The sequence below is a fragment of the Neobacillus niacini genome, assembly GCF_000759675.1.
Classification (GTDB): domain Bacteria; phylum Bacillota; class Bacilli; order Bacillales; family Cytobacillaceae; genus Neobacillus; species Neobacillus niacini_A.
The window spans coordinates 105,284-129,048 of the sequence record NZ_BAWM01000101.1; the positions used below are offsets into that span (position 1 = coordinate 105,284).

Annotated in this window: 21 protein-coding genes, 2 pseudogenes and 1 riboswitch; of the genes and pseudogenes, 5 read left to right on the forward strand and 18 right to left on the reverse strand. The window is 36.3% G+C overall.

What is annotated here, in order from left to right; genetic code table 11:
* Positions 1 to 18 precede the first annotated feature (18 nt).
* From thiC to TR08_RS23960, 6 genes are all read right to left on the reverse strand, one after another.
* The gene (gene thiC / locus TR08_RS23935) at positions 19 to 1,803 is read right to left on the reverse strand and encodes a phosphomethylpyrimidine synthase ThiC (protein ID WP_045522497.1); all 1,785 of its coding nucleotides are present in this window, start codon (positions 1,801 to 1,803) and stop codon (positions 19 to 21) included.
* A gap of 142 nt (positions 1,804 to 1,945) precedes the next feature.
* Positions 1,946 to 2,060: riboswitch (TPP riboswitch) on the reverse strand.
* Positions 2,061 to 2,631: 571 nt separating this feature from the next.
* On the reverse strand, positions 2,632 to 4,209 hold the full coding sequence (locus tag TR08_RS23940) for a response regulator transcription factor (protein ID WP_045522498.1): 1,578 nt from the start codon (positions 4,207 to 4,209) through the stop codon (positions 2,632 to 2,634).
* Positions 4,190 to 6,001, reverse strand: coding sequence for a sensor histidine kinase (locus TR08_RS23945; RefSeq protein ID WP_045522499.1), 1,812 nt, complete (start codon positions 5,999 to 6,001; stop codon positions 4,190 to 4,192). Before TR08_RS23945 ends, TR08_RS23940 begins: the two co-directional genes overlap by 20 nt.
* 135 nt (positions 6,002 to 6,136) lie before the next feature.
* Positions 6,137 to 7,414, reverse strand: a complete 1,278-nt coding sequence (locus TR08_RS23950) for an ABC transporter substrate-binding protein (protein ID WP_045522501.1) — start codon at positions 7,412 to 7,414, stop codon at positions 6,137 to 6,139.
* 82 nt (positions 7,415 to 7,496) lie between these two features.
* Complete coding sequence (locus TR08_RS23955; protein ID WP_045522502.1) at positions 7,497 to 8,324, reverse strand: carbohydrate ABC transporter permease; 828 nt, start codon at positions 8,322 to 8,324, stop codon at positions 7,497 to 7,499.
* Positions 8,325 to 9,266: a carbohydrate ABC transporter permease gene (locus TR08_RS23960; protein ID WP_045522504.1), complete on the reverse strand. Its 942-nt coding sequence runs from the start codon at positions 9,264 to 9,266 to the stop codon at positions 8,325 to 8,327. It abuts the gene before it with no gap.
* A gap of 126 nt (positions 9,267 to 9,392) precedes the next feature.
* Here TR08_RS23960 and TR08_RS34085 point away from each other — a divergent pair.
* Positions 9,393 to 9,467: pseudogene (locus TR08_RS34085) on the forward strand (IS3 family transposase); the annotation flags it as partial.
* A 446-nt stretch (positions 9,468 to 9,913) separates the two neighbouring features.
* On the forward strand, positions 9,914 to 10,513 hold the full coding sequence (locus tag TR08_RS23965) for a restriction endonuclease (protein ID WP_045522506.1): 600 nt from the start codon (positions 9,914 to 9,916) through the stop codon (positions 10,511 to 10,513).
* 243 nt (positions 10,514 to 10,756) lie between these two features.
* Here the strand turns inward: TR08_RS23965 and TR08_RS23970 are convergent, their stop codons facing one another.
* From TR08_RS23970 to TR08_RS23990, 5 genes are all read right to left on the reverse strand, one after another.
* Positions 10,757 to 11,164, reverse strand: coding sequence for a hypothetical protein (locus TR08_RS23970; RefSeq protein WP_045522507.1), 408 nt, complete (start codon positions 11,162 to 11,164; stop codon positions 10,757 to 10,759).
* Positions 11,165 to 12,352: 1,188 nt separating this feature from the next.
* Positions 12,353 to 12,601 (reverse strand): hypothetical protein, encoded by a 249-nt coding sequence (locus TR08_RS23975; RefSeq protein ID WP_045522508.1) that lies wholly within the window; start codon positions 12,599 to 12,601, stop codon positions 12,353 to 12,355.
* Between the two features lie 70 nt (positions 12,602 to 12,671).
* On the reverse strand, positions 12,672 to 12,923 hold the full coding sequence (locus TR08_RS23980; protein ID WP_045522511.1) for a hypothetical protein: 252 nt from the start codon (positions 12,921 to 12,923) through the stop codon (positions 12,672 to 12,674).
* Positions 12,920 to 13,195, reverse strand: a complete 276-nt coding sequence (locus TR08_RS32795) for a hypothetical protein (RefSeq protein WP_045522512.1) — start codon at positions 13,193 to 13,195, stop codon at positions 12,920 to 12,922. Before TR08_RS32795 ends, TR08_RS23980 begins: the two co-directional genes overlap by 4 nt.
* Before the next feature lie 90 nt (positions 13,196 to 13,285).
* The gene (locus TR08_RS23990; RefSeq protein ID WP_045522513.1) at positions 13,286 to 13,492 is read right to left on the reverse strand and encodes a hypothetical protein; all 207 of its coding nucleotides are present in this window, start codon (positions 13,490 to 13,492) and stop codon (positions 13,286 to 13,288) included.
* A gap of 152 nt (positions 13,493 to 13,644) precedes the next feature.
* On the opposite strand from TR08_RS23990, the gene TR08_RS23995 reads away from it, so the two are divergent.
* The gene (locus tag TR08_RS23995) at positions 13,645 to 13,863 is read left to right on the forward strand and encodes a helix-turn-helix transcriptional regulator (RefSeq protein WP_045522515.1); all 219 of its coding nucleotides are present in this window, start codon (positions 13,645 to 13,647) and stop codon (positions 13,861 to 13,863) included.
* Positions 13,864 to 13,967: 104 nt separating this feature from the next.
* The gene (locus tag TR08_RS24000) at positions 13,968 to 14,189 is read left to right on the forward strand and encodes a hypothetical protein (RefSeq protein WP_045522516.1); all 222 of its coding nucleotides are present in this window, start codon (positions 13,968 to 13,970) and stop codon (positions 14,187 to 14,189) included.
* A 225-nt stretch (positions 14,190 to 14,414) separates the two neighbouring features.
* Here the strand turns inward: TR08_RS24000 and TR08_RS24005 are convergent, their stop codons facing one another.
* A complete protein-coding gene (locus tag TR08_RS24005) occupies positions 14,415 to 14,717 on the reverse strand; it encodes a hypothetical protein (RefSeq protein WP_045522517.1) in 303 nt (100 codons plus the stop codon).
* Between the two features lie 145 nt (positions 14,718 to 14,862).
* Between TR08_RS24005 and TR08_RS24010 the strand changes: the two genes are divergently transcribed.
* The gene (locus tag TR08_RS24010; protein ID WP_081954640.1) at positions 14,863 to 15,603 is read left to right on the forward strand and encodes an ATP-dependent DNA ligase; all 741 of its coding nucleotides are present in this window, start codon (positions 14,863 to 14,865) and stop codon (positions 15,601 to 15,603) included.
* A 384-nt stretch (positions 15,604 to 15,987) separates the two neighbouring features.
* Here TR08_RS24010 and TR08_RS24020 read toward each other — a convergent pair whose 3' ends face one another.
* From TR08_RS24020 to TR08_RS33410, 6 genes and pseudogenes are all read right to left on the reverse strand, one after another.
* Positions 15,988 to 16,275 carry a hypothetical protein gene (locus TR08_RS24020; protein WP_045522521.1) on the reverse strand — a complete coding sequence of 96 codons (288 nt, stop codon included), beginning with the start codon at positions 16,273 to 16,275 and terminating at the stop codon, positions 15,988 to 15,990.
* A gap of 32 nt (positions 16,276 to 16,307) precedes the next feature.
* Positions 16,308 to 16,904 (reverse strand): hypothetical protein, encoded by a 597-nt coding sequence (locus tag TR08_RS24025; protein WP_045522523.1) that lies wholly within the window; start codon positions 16,902 to 16,904, stop codon positions 16,308 to 16,310.
* A 314-nt stretch (positions 16,905 to 17,218) separates the two neighbouring features.
* The gene (locus TR08_RS24030) at positions 17,219 to 17,455 is read right to left on the reverse strand and encodes a hypothetical protein (RefSeq protein ID WP_045522524.1); all 237 of its coding nucleotides are present in this window, start codon (positions 17,453 to 17,455) and stop codon (positions 17,219 to 17,221) included.
* A gap of 71 nt (positions 17,456 to 17,526) precedes the next feature.
* Entirely contained in the window at positions 17,527 to 18,747 is a 1,221-nt protein-coding gene (locus TR08_RS24035; protein WP_193747839.1) for an aminopeptidase, read from the reverse strand.
* A 306-nt stretch (positions 18,748 to 19,053) separates the two neighbouring features.
* On the reverse strand, positions 19,054 to 23,169 hold the full coding sequence (locus TR08_RS24040; RefSeq protein ID WP_045522528.1) for a S8 family serine peptidase: 4,116 nt from the start codon (positions 23,167 to 23,169) through the stop codon (positions 19,054 to 19,056).
* Positions 23,170 to 23,410: 241 nt separating this feature from the next.
* Positions 23,411 to 23,511, reverse strand: a pseudogene (locus TR08_RS33410) (LuxR C-terminal-related transcriptional regulator); the annotation flags it as partial.
* Between the last annotated feature and the right edge of the window lie 254 nt (positions 23,512 to 23,765).

The window sequence follows — 23,765 nt, forward strand, 5'->3', positions numbered from 1 at the left end:
TATAACCTCCCAAGAAAGTTACTGATATATGCCGCCTCCAGATTGCTTAAACTCCTTAGCTTTTTCCTTCATACCTGTTTCAATAGCTTCCTTCGTATCAAGTTTGTTTTCTTTCGCATAATTACGAATATCTTGAGAGATTCTCATGCTACAAAATTTTGGTCCACACATTGAACAGAAATGAGCTGTTTTTGCACCTTCTGCAGGTAAAGTTTCATCATGATATTCTATCGCTCGTTCAGGATCTAAAGATAAATTAAACTGATCTCTCCAACGGAATTCAAAACGAGCTTTTGATAAGGCATCATCTCTTTTTTGTGCTCCTGGATGTCCTTTTGCCAAATCAGCAGCATGGGCGGCAATTTTATAAGTAATTACCCCTACACGAACATCCTCTCTATTCGGTAAACCTAAATGTTCTTTAGGCGTTACATAACAAAGCATAGCTGTACCATACCAACCAATCATGGCAGCCCCAATAGCAGATGTAATGTGATCATAACCAGGTGCTATATCAGTCGTAAGAGGTCCAAGTGTGTAGAATGGCGCTTCCTGACACACTTCTAGTTGTTTATCCATATTTTCTTTAATTAGGTGCATGGGTACGTGTCCAGGTCCTTCGATCATCACTTGTACATCATGTTCCCAAGCAATTTTTGTTAGCTCTCCAAGAGTCTCTAATTCAGCAAACTGCGCTTCATCATTCGCATCTGCAATAGACCCAGGACGTAAACCATCCCCTAAAGAGAATGCAACATCATAAGATTTCATTATTTCACAGATTTCTTTAAAGTGAGTATATAAAAAGCTTTCTTTATGGTGGTGTAGACACCATTGTGCCATGATAGATCCACCACGAGATACAATACCTGTTAACCGTTTTGCAGTTAATGGAACATATCGCAAAAGAACACCAGCATGAATTGTGAAGTAATCAACACCCTGCTCAGCTTGTTCAATCAAGGTATCACGGTAAATCTCCCATGTAAGATCTTCAGCAACACCATTTACTTTTTCAAGTGCTTGATAAATGGGGACGGTGCCGACAGGAACAGCTGAGTTTCGAATAATCCATTCTCGTGTTTTATGAATGTTTTTACCTGTTGATAGATCCATAATATTATCAGCACCCCAGCGTGTCGCCCATGTCATTTTTTCAACCTCTTGTTCGATGGATGATGAAACAGCAGAGTTACCGATATTCGCGTTAATTTTAACATGAAAATTACGTCCTATTATCATAGGTTCTGACTCTGGATGATTGATATTAGAAGGAATAATCGCTCGACCTTTTGCAACTTCATTACGCACAAATTCAGGTTTCATATTTTCCCTTATTGCGATAAATTCCATTTCAGGAGTAATAATTCCCTTTTTTGCATAATGAAGCTGTGTGACATTTTTCCCTTTTTTTGCACGTAATGGTTTGCGCTTCAAACCTGGAAACACGTTATGATTGGCACGAGGATCATTTTCTTCCTTATACCCATTATCTACAGGCTTAATTTCTCGACCTTCATATTCTTCAACATCTGATCGTTCATGAATCCATGTGCTTCGAATAGCAGGAAGACCTTTTGAAATGTCAACAGAATAATTTAGATCCGTATAAGGACCGCTTGTATCATACACGCGTACAGGAAGATTTTCCTCTTCACCAAACGTACCAGTTGTCGGGCTTAACTCAATTTCACGCATTGGTACTTTAATGTCGGATCTCGAACCTGTTACATATACTTTTTTACTTCCTGGAAAACTAGACATGATGGAAATATTTTGTTCGTTTAATGAAGTCGTTGACATAATAAATCTCTCCTTTTTTTGAATATAAAGGACGAGATAAAGTACATAACAAGTGGAAAAGCTTATAAAAGTACATCAAAAAGCCGGGACCATAAATGGTTGGACCCGGCTAATATGTATGCAGAAGTATAAGTGCATTGAAGATTGTCTATTCTAACTTCCCCACGCTGGTATGATCCAGATCAGGTCCCAAGAGTCAAGAAACTTCATCGTGTTTCTTTCTCAGCCCAACTTATTGGGCTCCCCTAGTTATTTATATTCAATTAGCTATATTATATATGAGTATTGTTTAAAATGAAATACATAATATTATTTAAAGTAATATAGTCGTGTTTAGATATTATTTTTAGGATGAAAGGACGCGTTTATACTCCATTATCCCATAACCTCCGCAAAACCGCTTGAAATAATGGTTTTCGATTTTTTTATTTTCCTTCTCTTTTCCTTTTCTATACTCCATTTATTTTGATTTCGTGACCACAATGTGACCAATAGAAAACATCCTTTTTTAATGAATAGACAAGCACTTTTTTTGTTTCTTTGTGAGTATTTTTCAATCTTAAGTTATCAATATCGCGCCAAGCGCTTTCATTGACATTCGCGATTTAAGTAGCTAAGTGTTGATCTTTTTGCCATATCCTTAGTGTTACCGTTTTTTAAAAAACTCGTCTTAATCTAAAGTTTTCCTTGTTTTCTAATGTATTAGATTTAAAGAATAGCTACCGCGCTTCGCTTGCTGGCCATCTCCAAATAGAACAGAAAATTCTGTTCTTATTTGGAGAAGAGTAAAGGGGAGCTTTTGGATATCGATGTTAAAATCTCCAAAGATTATGATCTAGAAGATACGGAATGCCGGAATTCGTTTGGTGTGAATCCGACGTATTTCTTAAACACCTTACTGAAATACTTTTCATTTTGAAAGCCTACTCCATAGGCCACTTCATATATTTTTAAATAGGGATTTTCAAGCAATTTCTTCGCTTTTTCCATACGAATCTTCGTTAAATAATCGGTTATGGTAGCATGGTAATCTTGTTTGAATTTTCGTGAAATGTATTCCCTACTCAAAAAAAATCGATCGGCTATTTCTTGAAGATTAATATCCTCTTGATAATACTGCTGAAGATACTCTTCAATTTGCTGCATATTATTTTTCTCTTTCTGATACTTCACATTTGAAAGAGTATTGATTAACTCTTTAAACTCTCTCACCTTTTCTTCTTTAAATTTCATAAATGAAAAGGTGCCATCTTCCTTCCAATAATTCATGCCTCGATACAAAGATGTCTTATGATGAATTTGGTACTCTTTTAACCAATTATTTCTTAGTAATTCAAATTGATTTTCCCATACTTGTATTTGTTCTTGTGAGAGCGAGAAATCAATTTCTAACATAGTAAATATTTGATTAAGCTGAGAATCAATTTGGTGATTACTTCCTGATTGAATGGCCCACTTTAAATCGTTTGAGTAATCTAGTAAGTGTAGAAGGGGTTTCGGTTTCACATCTTTATTCGTGACAATCTTTTTCTGACTTAATAAGTTATGTTTTAAAAAAACCTGTAGGGCAGATTCATACGCTTCATTTATATTCTTAGACTTTTTCCCTAGACCAACAATCAAGCAAACCTTGCTATATTGATAGATTAACGAGGAGATTTCCCTTAACAAATACGAAATGTTTTTATCATTCCAAAAAAGAATGACGAGCTCTTCTTTCTTGTTACTATTTCGAAAACACACTCCATCATTCTGCTTTTTTAATAATTCATTACTTACATTAACCAATGTAAAGAATGCAAGATCTTGATCACCTTGAAATGAGTTCATAGCAAGGGGCTTGACTGATAGTAATGCCACCGTCTTATGCTTATTTGTAATGGTAATTCCAAACTCTTTATCAATTTTCTCTTCGATTGATTTTGAAATGTCCTCCTTCGAACAAAGACTTGAAAATAAACGATCCCAGTAAAGAGTCTTCACTTCATTGAAGACACGGTTTTCCTCAACATGAGATTTTCTTGAACGAGCTTGATCATTCCATTCTTTCACGGCTTTTGCTAATGTTTCATTCAATACATCTGGTTCAATGGGCTTTAGAATATAGTCAAAGCTCTTATAAAAGATCGCGTTTCTCATGTATTCGAAATCATCGTACCCGCTTACCACAATGGTTTTACTTCTAAAATCTGAGGAATGAAGCCATTTTAAAAGGTTGATTCCATCTCTTTTTGGCATTCTCATATCAGTAAAAATAATTTCAGGTCTGTGCTTTATGATTAACTCGATCGCTTCATCTCCATCTTCTGCCTCAAAAATCGTGTGAATTCCATGCTTTTCCCATTCTGCTAATAAAAGTAACCCTTCACGTACATGTTTTTCATCGTCAATGATGATTGCTTTCATTCGCTTCTCCTTCTATTTTTAGTGGCAGCCTCATGGTTACCATGAAGCCTCCCTCTTCTTGATTTTCTAACGTTATCTCAGCTCGTTGATTATAATAGAGCTTCAAACGGACATACACATTTTTTAATCCAATATTCGTTTCTTCTCCCGATTTGTTCCTTGCTTCGGCTTGAAAATGTTCATGAATATCCTTCAATCGACTTTCTGTTACCCCTATTCCATTGTCGCTCACAATCATGACTAATAGATCGTTCTCCTGAAAGCATTTTAGGGAAATACGCCCTACTCCATCACGAATATCGAATCCATGCTTAAAGTAATTTTCAATAATAGGCTGTAGAATCATTTTGGGGACCTCTATTTCTTGAACTTTGTCTTCAATCTCCACAATGTAGTCAAGTTTCTCACCGAAACGCTCTTTTTGTAATAAAAGATAGGCATTTGTATAATTAATTTCTTTTTTTAGAGTGACTACATCTTCTTCCATATTCATTCCATATCTCATAATTTTAGAGAGATGTGTAATTAATGAATAGATTTGCGGAACTTTATTCTTTAATGCAATGGTACCGATTGATTGTAATGCATTATATAAGAAGTGAGGATTGATTTGCGATTGAAGCACTTTTAATTGATTTGTCTTATTTTCCAATTCAAGTTTGTATTCTCGGTTAATCAAGTGATTAATTCGTTCAATCATTTGCTGAAACCTAAAACCAAGAATGCCGATTTCATCTGACCCGAAGGATTCAACTTGAACCTTCATATTCCCTTCTTCTACTTGTTGAATATTTTGCAGCAGAATTCGAATTGGTGACGTAATTTTAAAGGATACGAAAAGAGTAGCTAACACAACAAGTGATAATCCTATGACTCCGAATAAGATGTTGATCTTCGCAACACTAAAGGCACTTTCATACAAATTAGTGAAAGGAACCCTTTTCACTAAAATCCACCCACCTGCTGAAGCAGAAAGCTGATCATACATCATCACACCGTTAAAGGAGTCTTCTTTCCACTCCAACGTACCTGAAACTTCTTTTTTTCCTAAAATTCGTGAAATCCACTTCTGATCCTTTTGATCGTCGTTAACATCGATATCAGAGCTATAGATCATTTCTCCTTCTGAAGATAAAAGATAGAATTCTTCGGTTTCACTGTTATATAGATTTCTGCTTAAATCTACTATCTTATCAGGTGAAATCTCTAACGAAATAAACGCAAGTATCTCATCTTCCGGAACATTCATGAATGCCCTGTGAATGGTGATAATGTCTTTAGAGCTTTTAATACTTTTCTCTTGCTGAGCATATGTGGGTTCTATGAACATGTTATAAGGGCTTCGTTGAGCTCTCATAAACGCTTCTCGATTTGAGTCCATAATCCTATTAGAAAAAACAACTGTGGAACGCTTTGTTGCAGTAATCGCTCGATCATCCTTTGCAAAGGAGATCCGAACTCCATTAACGGTGTCTTCTGTATAGAGAAGCGTTTGCACAACGTGCTTCACAATACCAATCGTCAAGGAATTATTCTCTTTTCTTGGTGACCTCATGTAATTGATAAAATCAGGATTATTATAGAGTGAAAGAGTTAAACCATTCAATTCATTAATATAACTTTCTAAATTCACTTTTCCTTGATACAAAAGATTGCTGCTCTCTAGTACCACTTGATCCTCAAGCGAATTCTTCGTATACAAATATGTAATAACAATCGAACTTCCAAATGGAACAATCGTCATGATCATCAATAAAACAATTAGCTTATTTCGAATACTTGTCTTTAGCATAAGGGACAGACCTCCCCAGTCTCACTTATATATTAGAATAAATGAGAATCATCACTCTTAAAAGTTTTTTTCGAAATATTCCATCAAAATTTAATAGAAAGCATGCCTAGTAGGACATGCTTTCTATTATTCTTTTTACTTTAAGTTATCCCACGTCTGCTGGAATCGCTCAAGAACTGTGTCATAGTCAATCTTGCCAGCAGCGTATTCTTGGATTGTTGCAGCAAATTCTTTATTCGCTCCATCCGGCCATCTGAACCAAGTCCAAGGAATTGTTTTCTCTTCTTTAGAGTAGGCAAGAATAGACTGCCCTAAATCACCAAGACCTTTCGGCTCAATGTTATCGAATGCTGGAATGAAAGCAAATTCTTCAGTGATATATCGTTTTCCTGTTTCAGAAGTAACCATCCACTCTAAGAATGTTTTCGCTTCTTCAAGGTGCTCTGAATTTTTGTTTAATACCCAGTTATTTGGTACACCTACAGGTAAGCTATTTGCACTCTCGTCATTGCTAATCGGAATGGGAAGGAAGCCCATGTTCATTTTAGGATTAATTTCATAAATCATATTCTCTGTCCAGTTACCTTGTTGAAGCATAGCTGTTTCACCAGATGCAAATAATGTTACTTGAGTATTGTAATCTGTTGTTAATGGATTATCATTTGCATATTTAAGCTCGGTATCTAGTACTTCTTTAAATTGTTTAAACTTTTCATTACCAACAATTTTCTCAGAACCATCATAAAGTCCTTCAATAAATGCTACTGGATCTTCCTGTTGAGCAAATGGAATGTTAAGTAAATGCTGTCCAATAACCCACCACTCACCATAACCAGCAGAGAATGGAGTGATGCCAGCATCCTTAAGCTTTTTAGATGCAGCTTTTAATTCTTCAATTGTAGCTGGCGGCTCCGTAATGCCCGCTTTTTCAAATAAATCTTTGTTATATACAAAGCCATATCCTTCTAAGTTAACTGGCATGCCATAAAGCTTTCCTTCTTCATCTGTCATTGGAACTTTACCAATTGGAAGTACATGCTCTACCCATGGCTCTTCTGAAAGATCTGCTAGTTTCTCTTTCCAAAGCTCTAATTCTTTAAAACCACCATTGTTAAAAATGTCTGGCTCTTCACCTGAAGCAAATTTTGCTTTTAGTGCTGCACCGTAATCGGCACCTCCACCAACTGTTTCAAGCTTTACCTTAATGTTTGGATGCTCAGCTTCGAACTCCTTAATCATCTCTTGAAGCTGGTCAGCAATTTCCACTTTGAACTGGAAGAAATTAAGAGTTACAACATCATCGCCTGACTTAGAATCCCCTTCTGAATTGCTTGCAGTGTCTTTAGAAGAACAACCAGCAATAAAACTAATAACTAAAATGAAAGCCATACAAAGTAAAAGAACTCGTTTCATGAAAAGATTGACCTCCTTAATATAAATAATTGTATATAAGTTTCTGTATCCATTTAATAGAATTGATACAGAAACTTTATATCTACTTAATAGATCCAGATGCAATACCCTTAATAATATGCTTTTGTAAAAATAAGAAGAAGATAATGATTGGTGTAATACCAAGCACTAAAGCGGCAAGACCCATATCCCATTGCTTTGTATACTGAGCGAAGAACGAGCTCGCGGCTAATGGAATCGTGCGTAACTCAGGATCCTGTAAAACAAGGAGTGGCAGCAGATAATCATTCCAAATCCATAGTGTATTTAAAATAATGACTGTTATAGTTATCGGTTTAAGAAGAGGGAATACAATTCTCCAAAACACACCGAACTGACTGCATCCATCAATCATAGCTGATTCCTCAATCTCAACAGGAACTGTTTTTACAAACCCGTGATATAAGAATAAGGTAATTGGAACACCAAATCCAAAGTACATAATAATTAAACCCGGAAGGCTATTTGTTAGTCCCAACGTGCCACCAATCTTCATAAGAGGAATCATCACCGTTTGAAATGGAATGACCATGGCTGATACAAAGATAATGAATAAGATTTTACTAAACTTTCCTGGCGTACGGACCATTTTCCACGCAGCCATAGAACTAATGACGACTAAACCAATATTGCTCATGACTGTAATTACGAGAGAATTCCAGAAAGCACGTGGGAAGTTGATCACATTCCATACCTTTGCATAGTTTGAAAACTTAAATTCTTTCGGCCAGGCTGCTGCGTCAATTAGAATAGCTGCAAATGGCTTGATCGAGTTGATTAGCACGAAGTAAAAAGGTATAAGAAAAATGAGACCGACAATTATTCCCACAATCTCTAACACAAACGTCTTTTTTGTATATTGATTGCCCATTTACGCCTCAACCTCTTTCTTCTTCGTTAACCTTACTTGGACGGTTGTAAAGATTGCAACAACTACAAAGAACAGTATAGACTTAGCTGTTCCTAACCCGTAACGATTGTTTTGGAAGGCTTCTTGGTAAATATTAATCGCTACAGATTGCGTAGAGTTAAATGGTCCTCCACCTGTTAAGGAAATATTTAAGTCAAATATTTTAAAGGCCATAGAAATCGTTAGGAAGAAACAAATAGTGAAGGCTGGTAGAATTAATGGAATAATGATTTTCGTTAAGAGTGTCCAGCTCGAAGCACCATCTATTCTTGCAGCCTCAAGAAGCGAAGAATCTACTCCTTGTAAAGCAGCAACGTAGATGACCATCATATATCCGCTAATCTGCCATGCAAATACGATAACAATGCCCCAAAATGCTGTCTTTTCATCCCCTAACCATGGCATTTTAAAAAATCCAATGTCCGTTATGTTTCCAATTGAAGCAAATCCTTTTACAAATATAAACTGCCAGATAAAACCAAGTAATAACCCGCCAATTACGTTTGGAATAAAAAACACCGTTCGCAAGATATTACGAGTTTTTAATGCCGCATTTAAAAGTAAAGCAAAGCTAAAACCTATTAAGTTACTAATAATAACAGCTGCAAACATAAACTTAGTAGTAAACATGAAGGAATTAAAGAAAGTCTTATCATCCGAAAAAATCTGCTTATAATTCTCGATTCCTACCCACTCAACAACTGAGCTAACTCCATTCCAAGAGGTAAACGAATAATAGACACCCATTAAAAATGGAAGAATTTGAATAACTAAGAAAAATAAAAGTGCCGGTCCAACAAAAGCAGCGTACGTTAATAAACTCTTATATTTAACTTTCTTCTTAGGTACAGACTTAATTTGAGCTTCATTGTTTACTAGTCCAGTTTGAATTTTTGTTTCCATCCGTATCACCACCCCTAAAATTGTAATCGCTTTCTTTTATTATAGCGGTGACGCTTCCTTAAACAGGGAACCTAAATTGACAAAGAAGGTGCAAAATTTTGACTATATTTATTTTTATTAAGCCTAAGGCGTATAAAGCAAAAATTGGCAGGCATGAGTCCGGTCCAATACCGTATCCATACCAGCCAATTAGCTGCATAATATAAAACTCTAACTTTCGGGGGTCACCTCAATAGGGTTAGTTGCCTTTCTTTAAAATGAGCTGCGAGATACATTCGACGTGTCTGGTGTGCTGACTATAGACAAAACGAAAGATATAGTGGTGTTCACCTTAATAATAAACACACGACCTACTCAGACTGATTGATCGAATTTTAATACCTATGGCAAGACAAGTAAGATTTAGTTGCAACTTATTACATCATGCCGCCCATTCATTTGGTTTTATAATAATGAGAAATAATACTAAAAAGAGCGCTTATTATAGCTGTTTTCCCAAGTTTCCTTTTAATGTTTTCTAATAAAAATAAAATGTAAGGAGGACAAACACTTTTAAAATTTATTGCCTTTATAAATCAATTATTGACTAATATCCGTATATTTTTCAATTGAAGTGATAATCCTTACAATTGAGGTGATGTTAATATATGGAATATTTAATTATTGCGGTTCTATTAGGATTACTCATTTTTCAGTGGAAGAATCGACGTAGTTTAAAAGATGAAGAATACTATAGACAAATCACGGTGACAGAAGAATTTAAAAAGACCATTGCATTGGGACTTTATCAAAGGTTTTGCAAAGAAGTAGAAGAAAAAAGATATTCCCCCACATTTTTAAAAAGTGATCCCTTAGACTTTGAACATTTTATTGCTGATGTATTAAAACATAAGTACGGATTTGAAGCCTTTGTGACCAAAAGCTCAGGAGACTTTGGTGTTGACATAGAGCATGGAGTTGGGGAAGGCAAGGTGCTAGGTCAAGTCAAGTGTTATCGGGAAGATATGGGCTATGAACCGATTGCCATTCTTCATTCCAATATGGTTAAACAAAATGCATCAAGAGGATATGTTGTTTCGACCGCAGGATTCAACGAAAATGCCCGTTCCTATGCCGGAGGATTAAACATCGATTTAATCAATGGGATTGATCTTGTTGAAATGTGGATTAATCATAAAAGCCCTATAGCTAAAACCATTGAATATCAACCTTTTAAAAATGATAAGTCAGATACAATGAGCATGTAGAATCGACTATGAAGAAAAGCAGGGATGTTACATTAACGGGTTCGGTTGATGGGGAGAAAACGTCAATTCACAGAACATTTCACATTACCTTTAACACAAGTTTCAGCATTAAATTTACACAAAAAATAGCAATTGAATTATTCAGTTGCTATTTTTATTTTTCTAATATTGCTTTACATTTCAGTACATATTGATTTAGAAAAAATTACAGTATTTCTCAATTAAACCTATATGTTAGAAGAATCAAGAAATTAAATTTTGTATTCGATTTAATGAGTTAATAATAATGTATAAAGGCAGCAATAAAGTAATAATAATATTACTTTCTAAGATTGCTTTCCAAATTTTTATTCCTTTACGAAACTTAGAAACAAGCAGATATATAGATACACTAACAGCAGAAAAAAGTATCCATAAAAATCCTTTTTGTCTATTTATTTCGTGAGCAATATCATTAATTTTCCATATATCCTTTTCAGAGAAGGATATGGTTGAAATACCTTCTTCAAACCCTAATACATTAAATGACTTTATAGATATACTGTCTTTTTGTTGTGAAACAAGGTCATAACCATTTGGTAAAAAGGAAACTTTAAAAACTAAAAAATATGAGACACAGACAACTATAATAAGAAATAATAAAAGGCTCAAATGATTTTTAACTTTTCTTTCTTTGGAATTATTCGTTTTTTACACCCCCTTAAACTCCCTTTTCATTTCTACATATAAACTGCTTTTCTTATATATCAATATATTAACATTAAATTCCAAAAAACCTTAAAATTTTTATTTAAGATAACTGTACGTACTTGCTCTGCTACCTTAAATAAATACCAAATTAGCGCCATTTTTAGCGGATAAATTAACAACACCCCATAAATTTATGCGGTGTTGTTAGTTTATCCGCTAATTGGTATGTTAATAAGTGGGTTAAAACAGTAAAAACATTGATATATCAATGAAAAAAGAGACCCCAATTCATATGCGAATTGTGTCTCTAATAAGGTTGTTATTTATAATTTTCTCCCCAATAACCGAACCCGTTAATGTTACATCTGCTGCTTTTTGATTCCTTATCCACAATAATTTCTACTGTGCTGAGGTTTAGTCTTTCCTCCAGGACCTGGCACGCAATTATCAAGCGGCATAGAGCATTACTCTCGTTAATTAATACGAGTTGTAAACTGTACGAATGAAAACCCTAGAAACGTTGATATTACTCAACTTCTAGGGTTTTTTATTTTTGTCTGCTTTGTAGAATAATGTATTATTCCCCAATTTGTTGGGGGAGGTTTTGGGGGAAGTTTCAAGGAAAAATATTAAGTGGACAGGCGCATTTTATTTGCACAGTAAGACTGCCAGTAAGGAAACTTATTTAATAATAGGACACATGTGTTTTATATATTTTTGAGGTCACATAGGTCATATTGACCTGAATGACCTCGAAATTTACTATAAGAGAGCAGAGATCAATAAAGATTTTTATTATTAAAGGTGAATTATTTTTAGGACAAGTTAAGTGTTATCAACATGATGTTGACTTTAAGCCAATAGCTCTTATTCATTCTAATTGGTGAAAACGGGAGCCAAGGGCGGCTATGTGATTACCAACATGTTCTTTTACCCCGTCTGCCAGGCAATATTCTGAAGGATTAGGTATTGAATTAATTGATGGAGTGAGACTTGTTGAATTGTGGTTAAGTGGGTTGGTCAGTGTAGAACAAGAGATTAAAGAATTATTACCTGAATATGTTTAAAATAGCCCTTCTCCTAGTGGAGAGGGGCTTTATCCATTCCTATAATAAAAGGCAATCACTGTCCTTAATTGTAAAGACAAATTTAATAGTCAAAACCCTTTCTCATCCATAATGGCCTCATATGAGGAAGTTGCCTGTATATTTCCTCTTCTTTTTCTTTTTGTTCATAATCATGTATGCTCCTATTATAACGTTCATTTTCTGAATTTAATTGTTCCAGCCGTTCATCATAATCCTCTTCTCTTTCTTTGTAATACTCAATTTGATCATTTAAATTTTCAATTATCTTAATAAGTTCAGCCTTTGTCATTTGGTAATATTCACCGTTCATGGAAAACGCCTCCTGAAATTTAATAGATTTTCCTAGTAATTAATCACATCAATCAGCATTAACTTTTTAACTAAGAGACTCTTATATCGACATGCCGTTTGCACTTCATACACTGAAACAAGTTTGGTTCCAATTCTTTATGTCTTTTCAACTTCCTGCATGTCTGGCAGCTTAACGTCACATATCGACCAGAGAAATCATTAACCACTACATTGTTTTCTTCGTCACCCTGTTCCTCTTCTCCATCTTCCATCCCTACCGCATAAAACGTATACGCCAATATCACAGTCATACCGCCCGTAATATAGCTGATCCAGCTCATGTTATGTCCTCTCTTCCGCTCAATACGTAGTTCAGTTCACCGTTATTATTGACGAGGACCACTCGGTAAGCTTTTTCGGTGCAATGTTCCTTTTGCAGCATGGAGACAAGCCTATCATCGTTAAGCCCCTTTTCAATAAGTACTGCAGCCAGTGTCGTTGGCTTCATGTTGCATGCTGTCGCCAGGCGGTTCAGTTTGAAAGCCTGCTTGTTTGTAAGAGACAAGTTCACACGATGAATCTTCTTGCCACCTAACCCCTTACCTTCTATCACCTTTTCGCCTCCCTTTTGAGATTGTCGTGACAATTGACAGTGTCGACCGAGTTACAGTGTTACAGAAATATCAAGCTGAGGGTGGCGGTATTACTTCCTTACGACTATTTTGATTCCCCCGCCCTCGCTTCGTTTGACGATTTTGAGCGGTGCATTGCGTCGTTGCATATCTGCGAAAACTAATTCCTTTACATACCCACTGAATTCTATTTTTTCCTGCTGCAGGCGCTCTAATAATTCTCGCTCCTTTAGATTGGTAATGTTGAAAGAAACTGATTTTACTTTCTTGTTGCCCATGTTTTTTCCCTCCTTTCACTCTTTTACTAAATGGTATGAGCGCTATGACCTATATATAACCATCTATCACAAAAATAGTTTGATTTATTTGTAAGTAATATTAGTAAAGGGATAACACTGAATTTTGTCGAATTATATGGTGAGGTGTTCATATGTATAAAAGCAACATTGGGCAATTAATTAAACAATCACCGTATAAAAGGGAATACATAATGAAAAAGCTAGGGGTATCAGCTAATACATTATCTAATTGGAGTACTGGAAAAACCTTGCCTTCTCTTGACAAGGCTTTTCAATTAGCAGACTTTCTAGGAGTAAAGGTGGATGATCTCTATGAACGAAAAGTAGAAGAAACTGATTCAACAATTTGAGGAAAACGGATTTACTCATAGTGACATTCAAAGGATAGTGCATTTTTATGATGTGACAATGGAAACCGATAAAATGTTGAAGAAATTGTACGAGGATGAAGAGAATGAACGTACTGATTCAGATTTTCTACACCACAAACGACAATAGTGTTTTTCAGAGGGGAAATTATCCATTAAAGAATAGGAAACCTGAGGAAGTAGCTTATGATTTTTGGAAGTGGATAAAAAAAGAGCATCCCTTTCCATGTGAACTGGAAAAGGTGATTGCTAATGGAGAGAATTATACGCAGCTGGTTAAGAACCTAGAGAAAGCAGCACATGTATGAGTAGCTTTGGTCATCTCATCTACTAACAAAAGTGATGCCCCTCCAATCCGGAAGGGCTATTTCATTCAGGAACAGATTATTGTTCAGGGACCTATAGTAATCAAACTAGCCTATGTTAAACATGTAGCCTGGTTATACATGGGCACCATCAACCTTCATTATTCTATCTACAGGACCATTCACCCAACGGAAGCAAATAAATCCAATATTACTAGACACCCAAAATTATCTATAAATTCCATTTGGATGAAAATAGCGCATCCAATTAGCCACCTTTTTAAATTGTTTATCATCCATCACAAATGCTTTTACTTCAGTTCCAAATAGATGCTTGTGGTATGCTTTAAATTGTTCACAACCTTTTAAAAATTCAATTGCAGCCTCTCGATCCATTTTTGAAGTTGTTCCAACAACGATAGAAGGAATCTCCTCTTCATAATGAAGTAGAACCTGTCCCCTAAAATAAATGTCATATAACATAGGTAATTCTTCTTTCATTTGTAATTCCATAATAACAAATCGGCTCAATTCAACCACTCCTTTTACCTTTATTATGAGGCTAGTAAATTAAGGTGGCTGGGAAAGTTATGAACTTAATATGAATTATCTGCATCTGCTGTATTTTCGAGAAGGGATTCCATTTATCCCCTAATTTAAAAATGGATGGGTTCTGATTCATTTATTCTTTTTAAAAAAGGCTTATACCCGAAACTATCCCGATATTACCACCCGTTTTCCTGAATTATTAAACCCAGACATACCTAAAGGAACCGTTCTGGACGGAGAGGTAGTAATTACAGATTCTTCTGGAAAACCAGATTTTGAAGCAGCAATGAGTAGATTTTCAATTTCCAATACAAACAAGGTAAAATATTTGGCAAAGGATGAGCCTGTTTCGTTCGTTGTATTTGACATACTATATTATAAAGGCGAGAAAGTAACCCGCCTGCCACTCTATGAACGAAAAGAAATTCTAGATGTGATCATACCAGTTAATACCCCAGTTCTTTCAAAGGTAATGAGTGTTAATAGCAACGGCACTACCCTATTTAAACTCATAGAGGAGCAAAACCTTGAAGGAATTGTCCTTAAGAAAAAAGACAGCACTTATGAGATCGGTAAGCGTTCATACTCATGGCTTAAGGTTATTAATTACCAATATACCAATGTCATCGTGAACGGGTACCGAAAAGACGATTTTGGTTGGCTATTATCGTATGATGATGGTAGGTATGCAGGAATCATGGAACTTGGGGTTCCAAAAGAAGAAAAAAATAGAGTCTACAGGATGGATAAAAGAGACCAGAATGATAAGTTTGTCTTCATTGAACCAGTTTCATGCTATGTTAAGTACAGAAATATAACGAAGGCTGGTCTTCTTCGACTCCCTTCCTACGTTTCTTTAAATGCATAAAGCCCTTTTATGAAGGGCTTTTATCATTCTTCTCCATTCCATTTATTATGTTGCTTTAACAACCTCTTAAAAATGTTGTATAAATGGGCATGTCTACGACTATTGGGGTTATAGAGTTCCTTATTATGCACAGTAGAGATGAAAGTTTTGCCATCAGATGATCCCAACTTTATTACTTTCTCGTCTTCATCATACCAAATGTCTACTTCCAGTCTTACATACTTGGTCATATATTTTCCCTCTTTAATTATTAAAACCTAACAGTTAAATCCTATTACCATACTGGGGAAATATTATTATTTTATAACTTTTTATTTTACTAAATTAATCTAACCAAACTCTTTACAAAAAAATAGCTGTCTTGCAATGGCAGCTGTCCTAGCATTAGGCTAAGCCCTTTGTGTTTTTTAAACAAGCGGTACACTCTCTCCAACTATTCGGCTTACTTATTTCTTCAACTATCTCCATTAGATCGTTAAGATTGTTTGAACAATATTTTGGATAACGTGTTGTGTAAGTTCCTTTACGTGAAGGAACGTTTAAATGCCAACAGCTAACTACATGCAAAACGTTACCAGTCGGTCCACCTGCCCGATTAAAAACATAACCGTCCTTATGAGTACCGCACCATTCCTTATATTCAGCTTCTTTATCTTTAAACTGGATAACCATAAAATTTCACCTCTTTTTTATAAATAAACCTATTACTTCGAAGAAGGAGGCACTGACAAACCGATGACTTTCATTAAGACATTTGTATAGATAGAATTGGGATTTTCTTCCAATACAGAGGCATTGACCACCACGTCTTGACCTGGGAAGGTTTTCTCCAGAAGTGTTCTCATACGCATTGTATTTCTATTTTTAGGATGGACACCAATAAACAATCCCTCTTGATACACACCATCCTCAGTCTGACCACTTTGTGCAATTCTGATCTCTAATTCTCCTCCAACATTCATAGCCTTCTTTTTCTGTTCCCATGTATCAGAAGGGCATTGAGGTGATAGAGAATGTTTCTCCTCAATCTCACAGCTGCCATTATTGTACTTCTTCGAAAAGGAGCAGGTATCGCATGGCTTTAAAGCCTTAATACGAGTATCAATAACCATTTCCTTTTCTTGTGCTTCTTTTAAATTCTTATCTAAAGCCGTTCCTCTAGCGAAACCATTATTAAGCTGGTTTTCCATTACTCTTTGATTTTCGTTTTTTTTAGAAAGCCATGGAAATTTAAAACCACATTCATAGCAAAAATTCGCTTTTTGGAAACGTTTTTCTCCGCACTGTGGACAAAATTTCATGTGTTCCCCCATTCCCCATCTAAAAAATTTTACCTAATAAAAATTCAACGCCTTGAAACAATATCCTTCATTTTGGTGCAAAAGAAAAAGCCACCATAATGGCAGATGGATAGGAAATATCCTTTTATTAAACTAACGCACCCATTGGTTTAAGTACATTACTTCACAAACTTGTTTTTATTAAAATGACACCATCACTTAATTGAAGATTCATACCTGTTCATTGAAAAACAAAATAGACTTTCCCGTTATGCTGGAAAAGCCCATTTAGACAAAAGCACCTAGAAATTACGCTTTAACAATCTTTGAAATACCTAGCTTGCTAACAAAAGCGGAACTAAACTTAACCACATGAAGGTATTAGCAAAACTATTTAATTCAATTGTTGTAGAACCTTCGCCAATTCTAAAATCCATTAAGTATACAGGAAAGGTATCCATCCCTTTTGGAATAATAATGTTCTGATAAGAATTGACTGTACTATACAGTTCAATGGCAAAAATAAGTAAAAAACCACAAAGAGTTGATAAAATCCAGCCTTTTCTTGTCATCTTATTCCTCCTTTTTACCTTAAGGAGGAATATCTTCATTTAACAAAAGATTCCTTCTTCTACAAAATCAATTAGAAAGCCCAATTCCCTTTACGGAAGATTGGCTCACGTGTACCATCAGGTATTTCACCATCAATATCCATATCCGCACAACCAATCATGAAATCAACATGAGTTATACTCGAATTAAGTTCTACTTCCTCACGTTGCTCCTTCGTCATTTTCTCTCCAGCTTCAATACAGTTAGGGAAACCGAATCCTAATGCTAAATGGTTTGCAGCATTTTCATCAAATAATGTATTTAGGAAAAGTACGTTTGTGTTAGAAATAGGTGAGTCATGTGGAACCAGGGCTATTTCACCAAGATAATGGGAGCCTTCATCTGTTTCTACTAGGTTCTTTAATACTTCTTCTCCCTTCTTAGCTGTAATTTCAACAATTCGACCATTCTCAAAAGTTAATTTGAACTCATCAATTAAATTACCTGCATAGCTAAGTGGTTTTTTACTCGAAACGAAACCATTAACACCTGAACGTAATGGCGAAGTGAAGACTTCCTCAGTTGGCATATTCGCAACAAATTGAACACCATGTCGATTTTTGGTTCCACCACTTCTCCATAGATGTAAGGGATGAAGCTCAATCGTTAGATCTGTGCCTTCAGCTTTGTAATGTAACTTCTTATATTTCTTTTCATTCAAATAAGTAACCTTTTGGAGCAAGTTTCCAATATGATCTTTCCATGCCTTTACAGGTTCAACTTCCCCTATACGTACTGAACTGAAGATTGCATCCCAAAGTTTGTCCAAGCTATTCGTTTCGCCTGTAAAAACCTTATCTGCCCAGGCTTGACTTGGAGCTGCGCAGATAACCCAACTAACATCATCATGCTGCTCTCGCCATTTTACCATGGCTTCTCCGCTTACTTTTTGGTAATTCGCAATACGATTTGGATCAGCTTTGGACAATAAATCCGGATCGTCGGAAACGATAAATAAAAATGCCGTATCCTTATCAATCAACATCTCACGTTGAGTTCGCTCCCATTCAGGAAACTCTGTGAAAACATCATCTGATGCTCTCAAATAGCGTGAGAGTGTGATTTCAGGATCAGTATAGTCCACATACACATTTTTTGCACCTGCATTGTAAGCCTCGTGAGCGACAGCTCTAGCAAATGGAATCGCATCCACACTAGCTCTTACATAAAGGATTTGGTTCGGTTGAACGTTTAATCCCACTTTTACAACCAATTCTCCATAGCTTTTTAATTTTTCCTCAAACGTTTTCAAAAATATCCCTCCATTCATTGTTATTTTATAATGAGTTCTTTGGAAAATTGTATTTTACACTCTTAAACTCCCTCAGTTTGATACGAATATCTCTTGAATGCTCACTTATTCGCAGGATTTCATAACCCTTGTAATTGGATTTACGGGTAATTGAAATGAGTTCAGATCATCTTGGCTTCGTGAAGGCATAGTTAAATAAAGGAGTCACTCCATATTTTACCATATAATACACATCTCCACGCCGCCCCTGGAGGCTATCCCTCAAAATGCCGGCAGCTCGTAATAATCGCCGCCGGCACATGGTTCTTACAGTCCTAATTCTTTCTTAATATCTGCAAGCGTTTTTCCTTTCACTTGGTTCACAGGCTTTGGTGCGTTATCAACGGTCGGGTTCTGCATGCCGAAGTTCTTTTCGACATAGGCAAAATCTTTCGTGTCGACAATCCCATCAAAGTTGATATCAGCACTCCGTTCATTCGTTCCCCAATATTTTTGGATCGCTAATGCATCCATCAGATCGATCACATTGTCTTTGTTTACGTCGCCTCCAAGTGCTTTTCCTATTTCATCTGGATAACTTAATCGCTTATTGTATCCGTAATCCACACCATCCATTGTTTTGTAAGCATTGGTGAATTGACCATATGTTGTGAAGTGGCCAGGAATATCTTGAATAACCGTAAAATAATCCCTTGTAACCGGTAATCCAGTGATATAAAATTGTCCAACTTTATCCATTGTCCCTGTGTATGTTTTTCCTTGACTATCTTTAATCGTTACGTTAGCTCCAACTTTTGTATAATCTTGAGGTCTAAGGAGTCCATTTTCATTGTGGAAACCTTCTGGATGAATATAACTAATAGCAGTAGAGAAATTAGGCTGAATCGTAATAGGCGCGATCGCAGTAAATGGCCTTGTTACAGTACCATCAACACTTGTAAAAGTTGAAGATACAGAACTAAAGCTAGATGCAGTATATCCATCTTTCATATTTGGTATTTTAATAGTCACATCCACCATTGGAATATCACCCGTTACCTCTGATGTGCCATCAAATGTTACATTGACATTTGATGTAACGCTTGTACTACCTGGTGTTGATGTCACATTCAACGTTCCACCAAGCTTTTGTGCTGCCGGATTTAATGCAATACTCTCAACTGTTGTGTCGGCATATTTTGTTGTAAAGCGGTATGAAGCTTGTTTTATTTTGTTCACATTATTAGCCGTTAGCGTAATCGTGATCGTATCTCCAATATGAGCATTAACTTTATTTAATCTTGTAGGTGTATTTGGCTGACCGTAAACATACTGGTAATTGTCAGGTACAACATAGTATACTTTGCGACCGTAAGAGTTGGTTGCTTGGTCAATACCTTCAAACTCTAGATCGATTAAATTTCCTTTTGGATCAGTTGCAACCTCGTCTTTAACATTACCATTTTCGTCCACTGTTAGCTGACCATTTGGAAAGTGACTATTATAAAAATAATAGATTTGATTAATTGATTGATTGACATTCATACCAGCTGCTTTCATCTCATCGACCATTTTGTCATTAATCGAAGCAGTTAACGGAACGGTTTGTTGACCTTGCTTGTACTCTACAAATGGATTTCCTTCTTTTTCTCCATCTAGATGCACATCATATTTACTAGGCATTGTATTATCAACATACAAATCTTGTGCAGTAGTAAATGATTTACCAGAGTCATTATATCCGATGAACTTTAGTTTGTAATGGCCTTCTGGTGCTAAGACGGCATCCAAACCGATTGGATTATTTTTATCATTCGTAAATGGATAATAATATCCCATAAATAAACCACCGCCGTATTGTACACCTTCATCACGCGATACTCCATCTATTGTACCTATAAAGCCTACATCTTTTCCTGTAGCTGTATCTTCAAGCACAACATCAATGTATCTCATGTGGGACTTTAATGTAAAACTTCCAAATAAAACAGGATTATAAAATATGTTCGACACATTCGTACGATTAGAAGATATTGTTTGACGCTCAAGACTTAAGTCTTGGAATCCTTCTTCTACAAAGTGCGCACCAAATGGAACTCGATACGTTTCAGATGGATCATCATGATTCGTATACACAATATATCCTTCATAAATGCCTTTTTCCGCTGTTGTTGGTATTGAAAGAGTTACATTACTAGCTACATTACTATTTCCTGGTACTTTAATCGACTTATCAGTGGATACTACTACACCGTTCTTCACTGCATCCTTCGATCCTCTTACATCTGTTTGGTATGTTACGCTAACATCAAATGTTTTGTCTTTTGATCCATTGTTTTCAATCGTCACTGAACGTGAATCCTTTATATTTTTACCATTGAAAACTTCATTACCAAAGCTTAGGGCACCTGTATCTTCTTTTATTTGTTTTTCTTTCCCATTAATAATGGTTGGTGTTTTATCTTTTACTTTGAGTTCAATAGTGGAATGAATCGCCTGATAAGGATCTACTCGTCCTGCACCTGCTTCATATACGCTATATGACTTACTTAATGGATCTGCTGTATTCATTAAGATTGCTTTTACCTCTTCTGGCTCGAGTTCAGGCTTAGCTTGTAATAATAATGCAGCCACACCCGATGTAAATGGAGTTGCCATGGATGTTCCAGACATACGTTTATACGCTATCGAATAATTGGTCGGATCATTTGGACTGTTAATAAAGCTTGGAACAGTCGATAATACACTCACACCAGGTGCCGTGATTTCTGGTTTAATATCATACGTCACCCGTGATGGCCCGCGAGAACTGAAGTCTGCTAGGGTATCTCCTACTGTTTTCATTTCACTCATTTCATTGAAAGTGAAGGAAGCGGAGCCAGCTTGTAATTTTTGTTTCAACGCCAGACCGTCTGCATTTGATAAGGAGAATGTTGGGATGAAATTGACTCCCTCTCCTAAGTGAGATGGAATGTGCCCCTCTGCTGCATTGTCATTATACATAAGAACAGCTGCTGCACCTTGCGCCTTGGCAAAGGCAATCTTAGAGTCCAATGTATATACTCCCCTGCTCATGAGGACGATTTTCCCTTTAACATCTTTACCTGTATAGTTATCACCGAGCCCTACATCGACAATTGTATTCGTTTGCCCTTTTAACTTTGTGATGTCATCTGTGTATCCCCTTGCCATGAAGCGTAGGTCTGCAGATACATTGTCAATGGCTCCTTTAGCTGCCAAGGTTGAAATCGGAACATTGCTTGCCCCTACTGTAAGTGCCAAAGCTGCAGTACCAGGAGAACCAAGTGTATACATCTTGTTACCTGCGTTTCCAGCTGCTACAACTGCAGTTACCCCGCTCAGCACTGCATTATTAATGGCAATACTTGTCGGATACATTGGATTATTGTAATTGGCACCTAATGATAAATTCATCACGTCCATGCCTTCAGATACTGCATGATCAATGGCTGCAATGATACCCTCTGCCGTTCCGCTGCCACCTGGACCAAGGACACGATACGCATAAACTTGCGCATCAGGTGCAATTCCCTTAGTAGCGTATTCACTTTCATTTTTTCCTTGACCCGCAATCGTACCCGCAACGTGGGTTCCATGTTCAGTCACATAAGCAGCTGCATTTCCACCAGGCTTTCCAGCCTTTATCCAGTCTTCGTATGTAGTTTCCATTGGATCACTGTCATTGTTTACAAAATCGTAGCCGCCTTTATAGGCATCCTTCAAATCCGGGTGGTTGTAATCAATTCCTGTATCTAGTACAGCAACCTTTACACCTTTACCTGTGTAACCTTCTTGATGTAATTGATCTACCTTAAGGAAGGATCGCTCGTCTGCCATTCCTTGACCCTTACTATCAGAGGAAGGTTCAATTGAAGGTTCTGCTTGTACGATTACATCACTGTAAATAGCTAAAACTGCGTCTGACTTCATTAATTCATTTAACTTATTTGCAGGAACTTCCAACGCGACTCCGTTGAATGCATGCTTATATTCCCTTTTCACTTTGTACAATCCATCTGACTTATCTTTAAAAAGAGAATCTAAGTCTTTTTTAAACGTCACATGGTCTGCTTCCGCATTGTTTTTTGCTTGATCATTGGATAAGCTTTTTCCGTTTACAGCTGATTCTAAAATGGCAATTTTTTGTGGCTTATTTTTAAATGAAACAATGACGGATACTTGGTTATCACTATCTACATTTACATTTGAATCTAGAAATAACCCAGTTTGATCATTTGTGGAAAGTTGCGTTAAGGCCTGTCTTTGTTCTGGAGTCAAATTTGCAAGAATAGACTCTGAGCTCGAAGTTGTGACAGCATGGACTCTAGATGGTGAATTAAGATATGGTGCTACTAGACTGCTTGAAACCAAACCTACGCCTAACGCAAGCGCGGTAGCTTTTTTCATAAACTCTTTTTTCATTTTCTGTACTTCCTCTCATCTATTAAATTTTTTGGGTTAGATCATATTACCTCCTATTATTTCACGTTTTTAATTTTCTGAAAATTCATCATAAGTTATAACTTTTTTTAACTTTTGTACTACTTCAAAATAGAACAAAAAAACTACCCAGTGCCTTTTTATTCTGAATGAAATTATCAGGCACTGGATAGCTCTATTAACTTTTTAAATACCAACAATAAAGATTTACATATCCTTAATTTTAAGAGAACGGAACAAGTTTATTTCGGCCGCATGAATAACTGCTTGTGAACGGCTCTTTACATTTAGCTTTTTGAAAATTTTATTGATGTGAATTTTGATTTATCAACTTTTTTGGCTTCTGAAAAAGCTTGGCAGCTGCATAAAAAACTAGAGTTTTATGCAACCTCTTATTCCACATAATGGCCCGATTATTGAAAAGAGCTAGTGACGAAAGTTCAACTAGTCGAGTAGAAGGGAGCCTTTCTACCTTGCGGTAGATTGTACTCCACCCTCCGGGTAGAAAGGTCGCCTGATTGGCGACTCAAACCCCCACAGAACCCGGCGTGCGGATTTCCCGCACCGGGCTCTTCAGA

Bases quoted from the DNA above. Each gene is read 5' to 3' on its own strand.
- TR08_RS24025 (WP_045522523.1), bottom strand. From the start codon at position 16,904: ATGAAATTTTGTCCACAGTGCGGAGAAAAACGTTTCCAAAAAGCGAAT.
- TR08_RS24040 (WP_045522528.1), bottom strand. From the start codon at position 23,169: ATGAAAAAAGAGTTTATGAAAAAAGCTACCGCGCTTGCGTTAGGCGTA.
- TR08_RS23980 (WP_045522511.1), bottom strand. From the start codon at position 12,923: ATGAGCTGGATCAGCTATATTACGGGCGGTATGACTGTGATATTGGCG.
- thiC (WP_045522497.1), bottom strand. From the start codon at position 1,803: ATGTCAACGACTTCATTAAACGAACAAAATATTTCCATCATGTCTAGT.
- TR08_RS23960 (WP_045522504.1), bottom strand. From the start codon at position 9,266: ATGGAAACAAAAATTCAAACTGGACTAGTAAACAATGAAGCTCAAATT.
- TR08_RS23945 (WP_045522499.1), bottom strand. From the start codon at position 6,001: ATGCTAAAGACAAGTATTCGAAATAAGCTAATTGTTTTATTGATGATC.
- TR08_RS23975 (WP_045522508.1), bottom strand. From the start codon at position 12,601: ATGAACGGTGAATATTACCAAATGACAAAGGCTGAACTTATTAAGATA.
- TR08_RS23940 (WP_045522498.1), bottom strand. From the start codon at position 4,209: ATGAAAGCAATCATCATTGACGATGAAAAACATGTACGTGAAGGGTTA.
- TR08_RS23990 (WP_045522513.1), bottom strand. From the start codon at position 13,492: ATGGGCAACAAGAAAGTAAAATCAGTTTCTTTCAACATTACCAATCTA.
- TR08_RS23950 (WP_045522501.1), bottom strand. From the start codon at position 7,414: ATGAAACGAGTTCTTTTACTTTGTATGGCTTTCATTTTAGTTATTAGT.
- TR08_RS23995 (WP_045522515.1), top strand. From the start codon at position 13,645: ATGTATAAAAGCAACATTGGGCAATTAATTAAACAATCACCGTATAAA.
- TR08_RS23965 (WP_045522506.1), top strand. From the start codon at position 9,914: ATGGAATATTTAATTATTGCGGTTCTATTAGGATTACTCATTTTTCAG.
- TR08_RS24000 (WP_045522516.1), top strand. From the start codon at position 13,968: ATGAACGTACTGATTCAGATTTTCTACACCACAAACGACAATAGTGTT.
- TR08_RS24030 (WP_045522524.1), bottom strand. From the start codon at position 17,455: ATGACAAGAAAAGGCTGGATTTTATCAACTCTTTGTGGTTTTTTACTT.
- TR08_RS23955 (WP_045522502.1), bottom strand. From the start codon at position 8,324: ATGGGCAATCAATATACAAAAAAGACGTTTGTGTTAGAGATTGTGGGA.
- TR08_RS24020 (WP_045522521.1), bottom strand. From the start codon at position 16,275: ATGGTTATCCAGTTTAAAGATAAAGAAGCTGAATATAAGGAATGGTGC.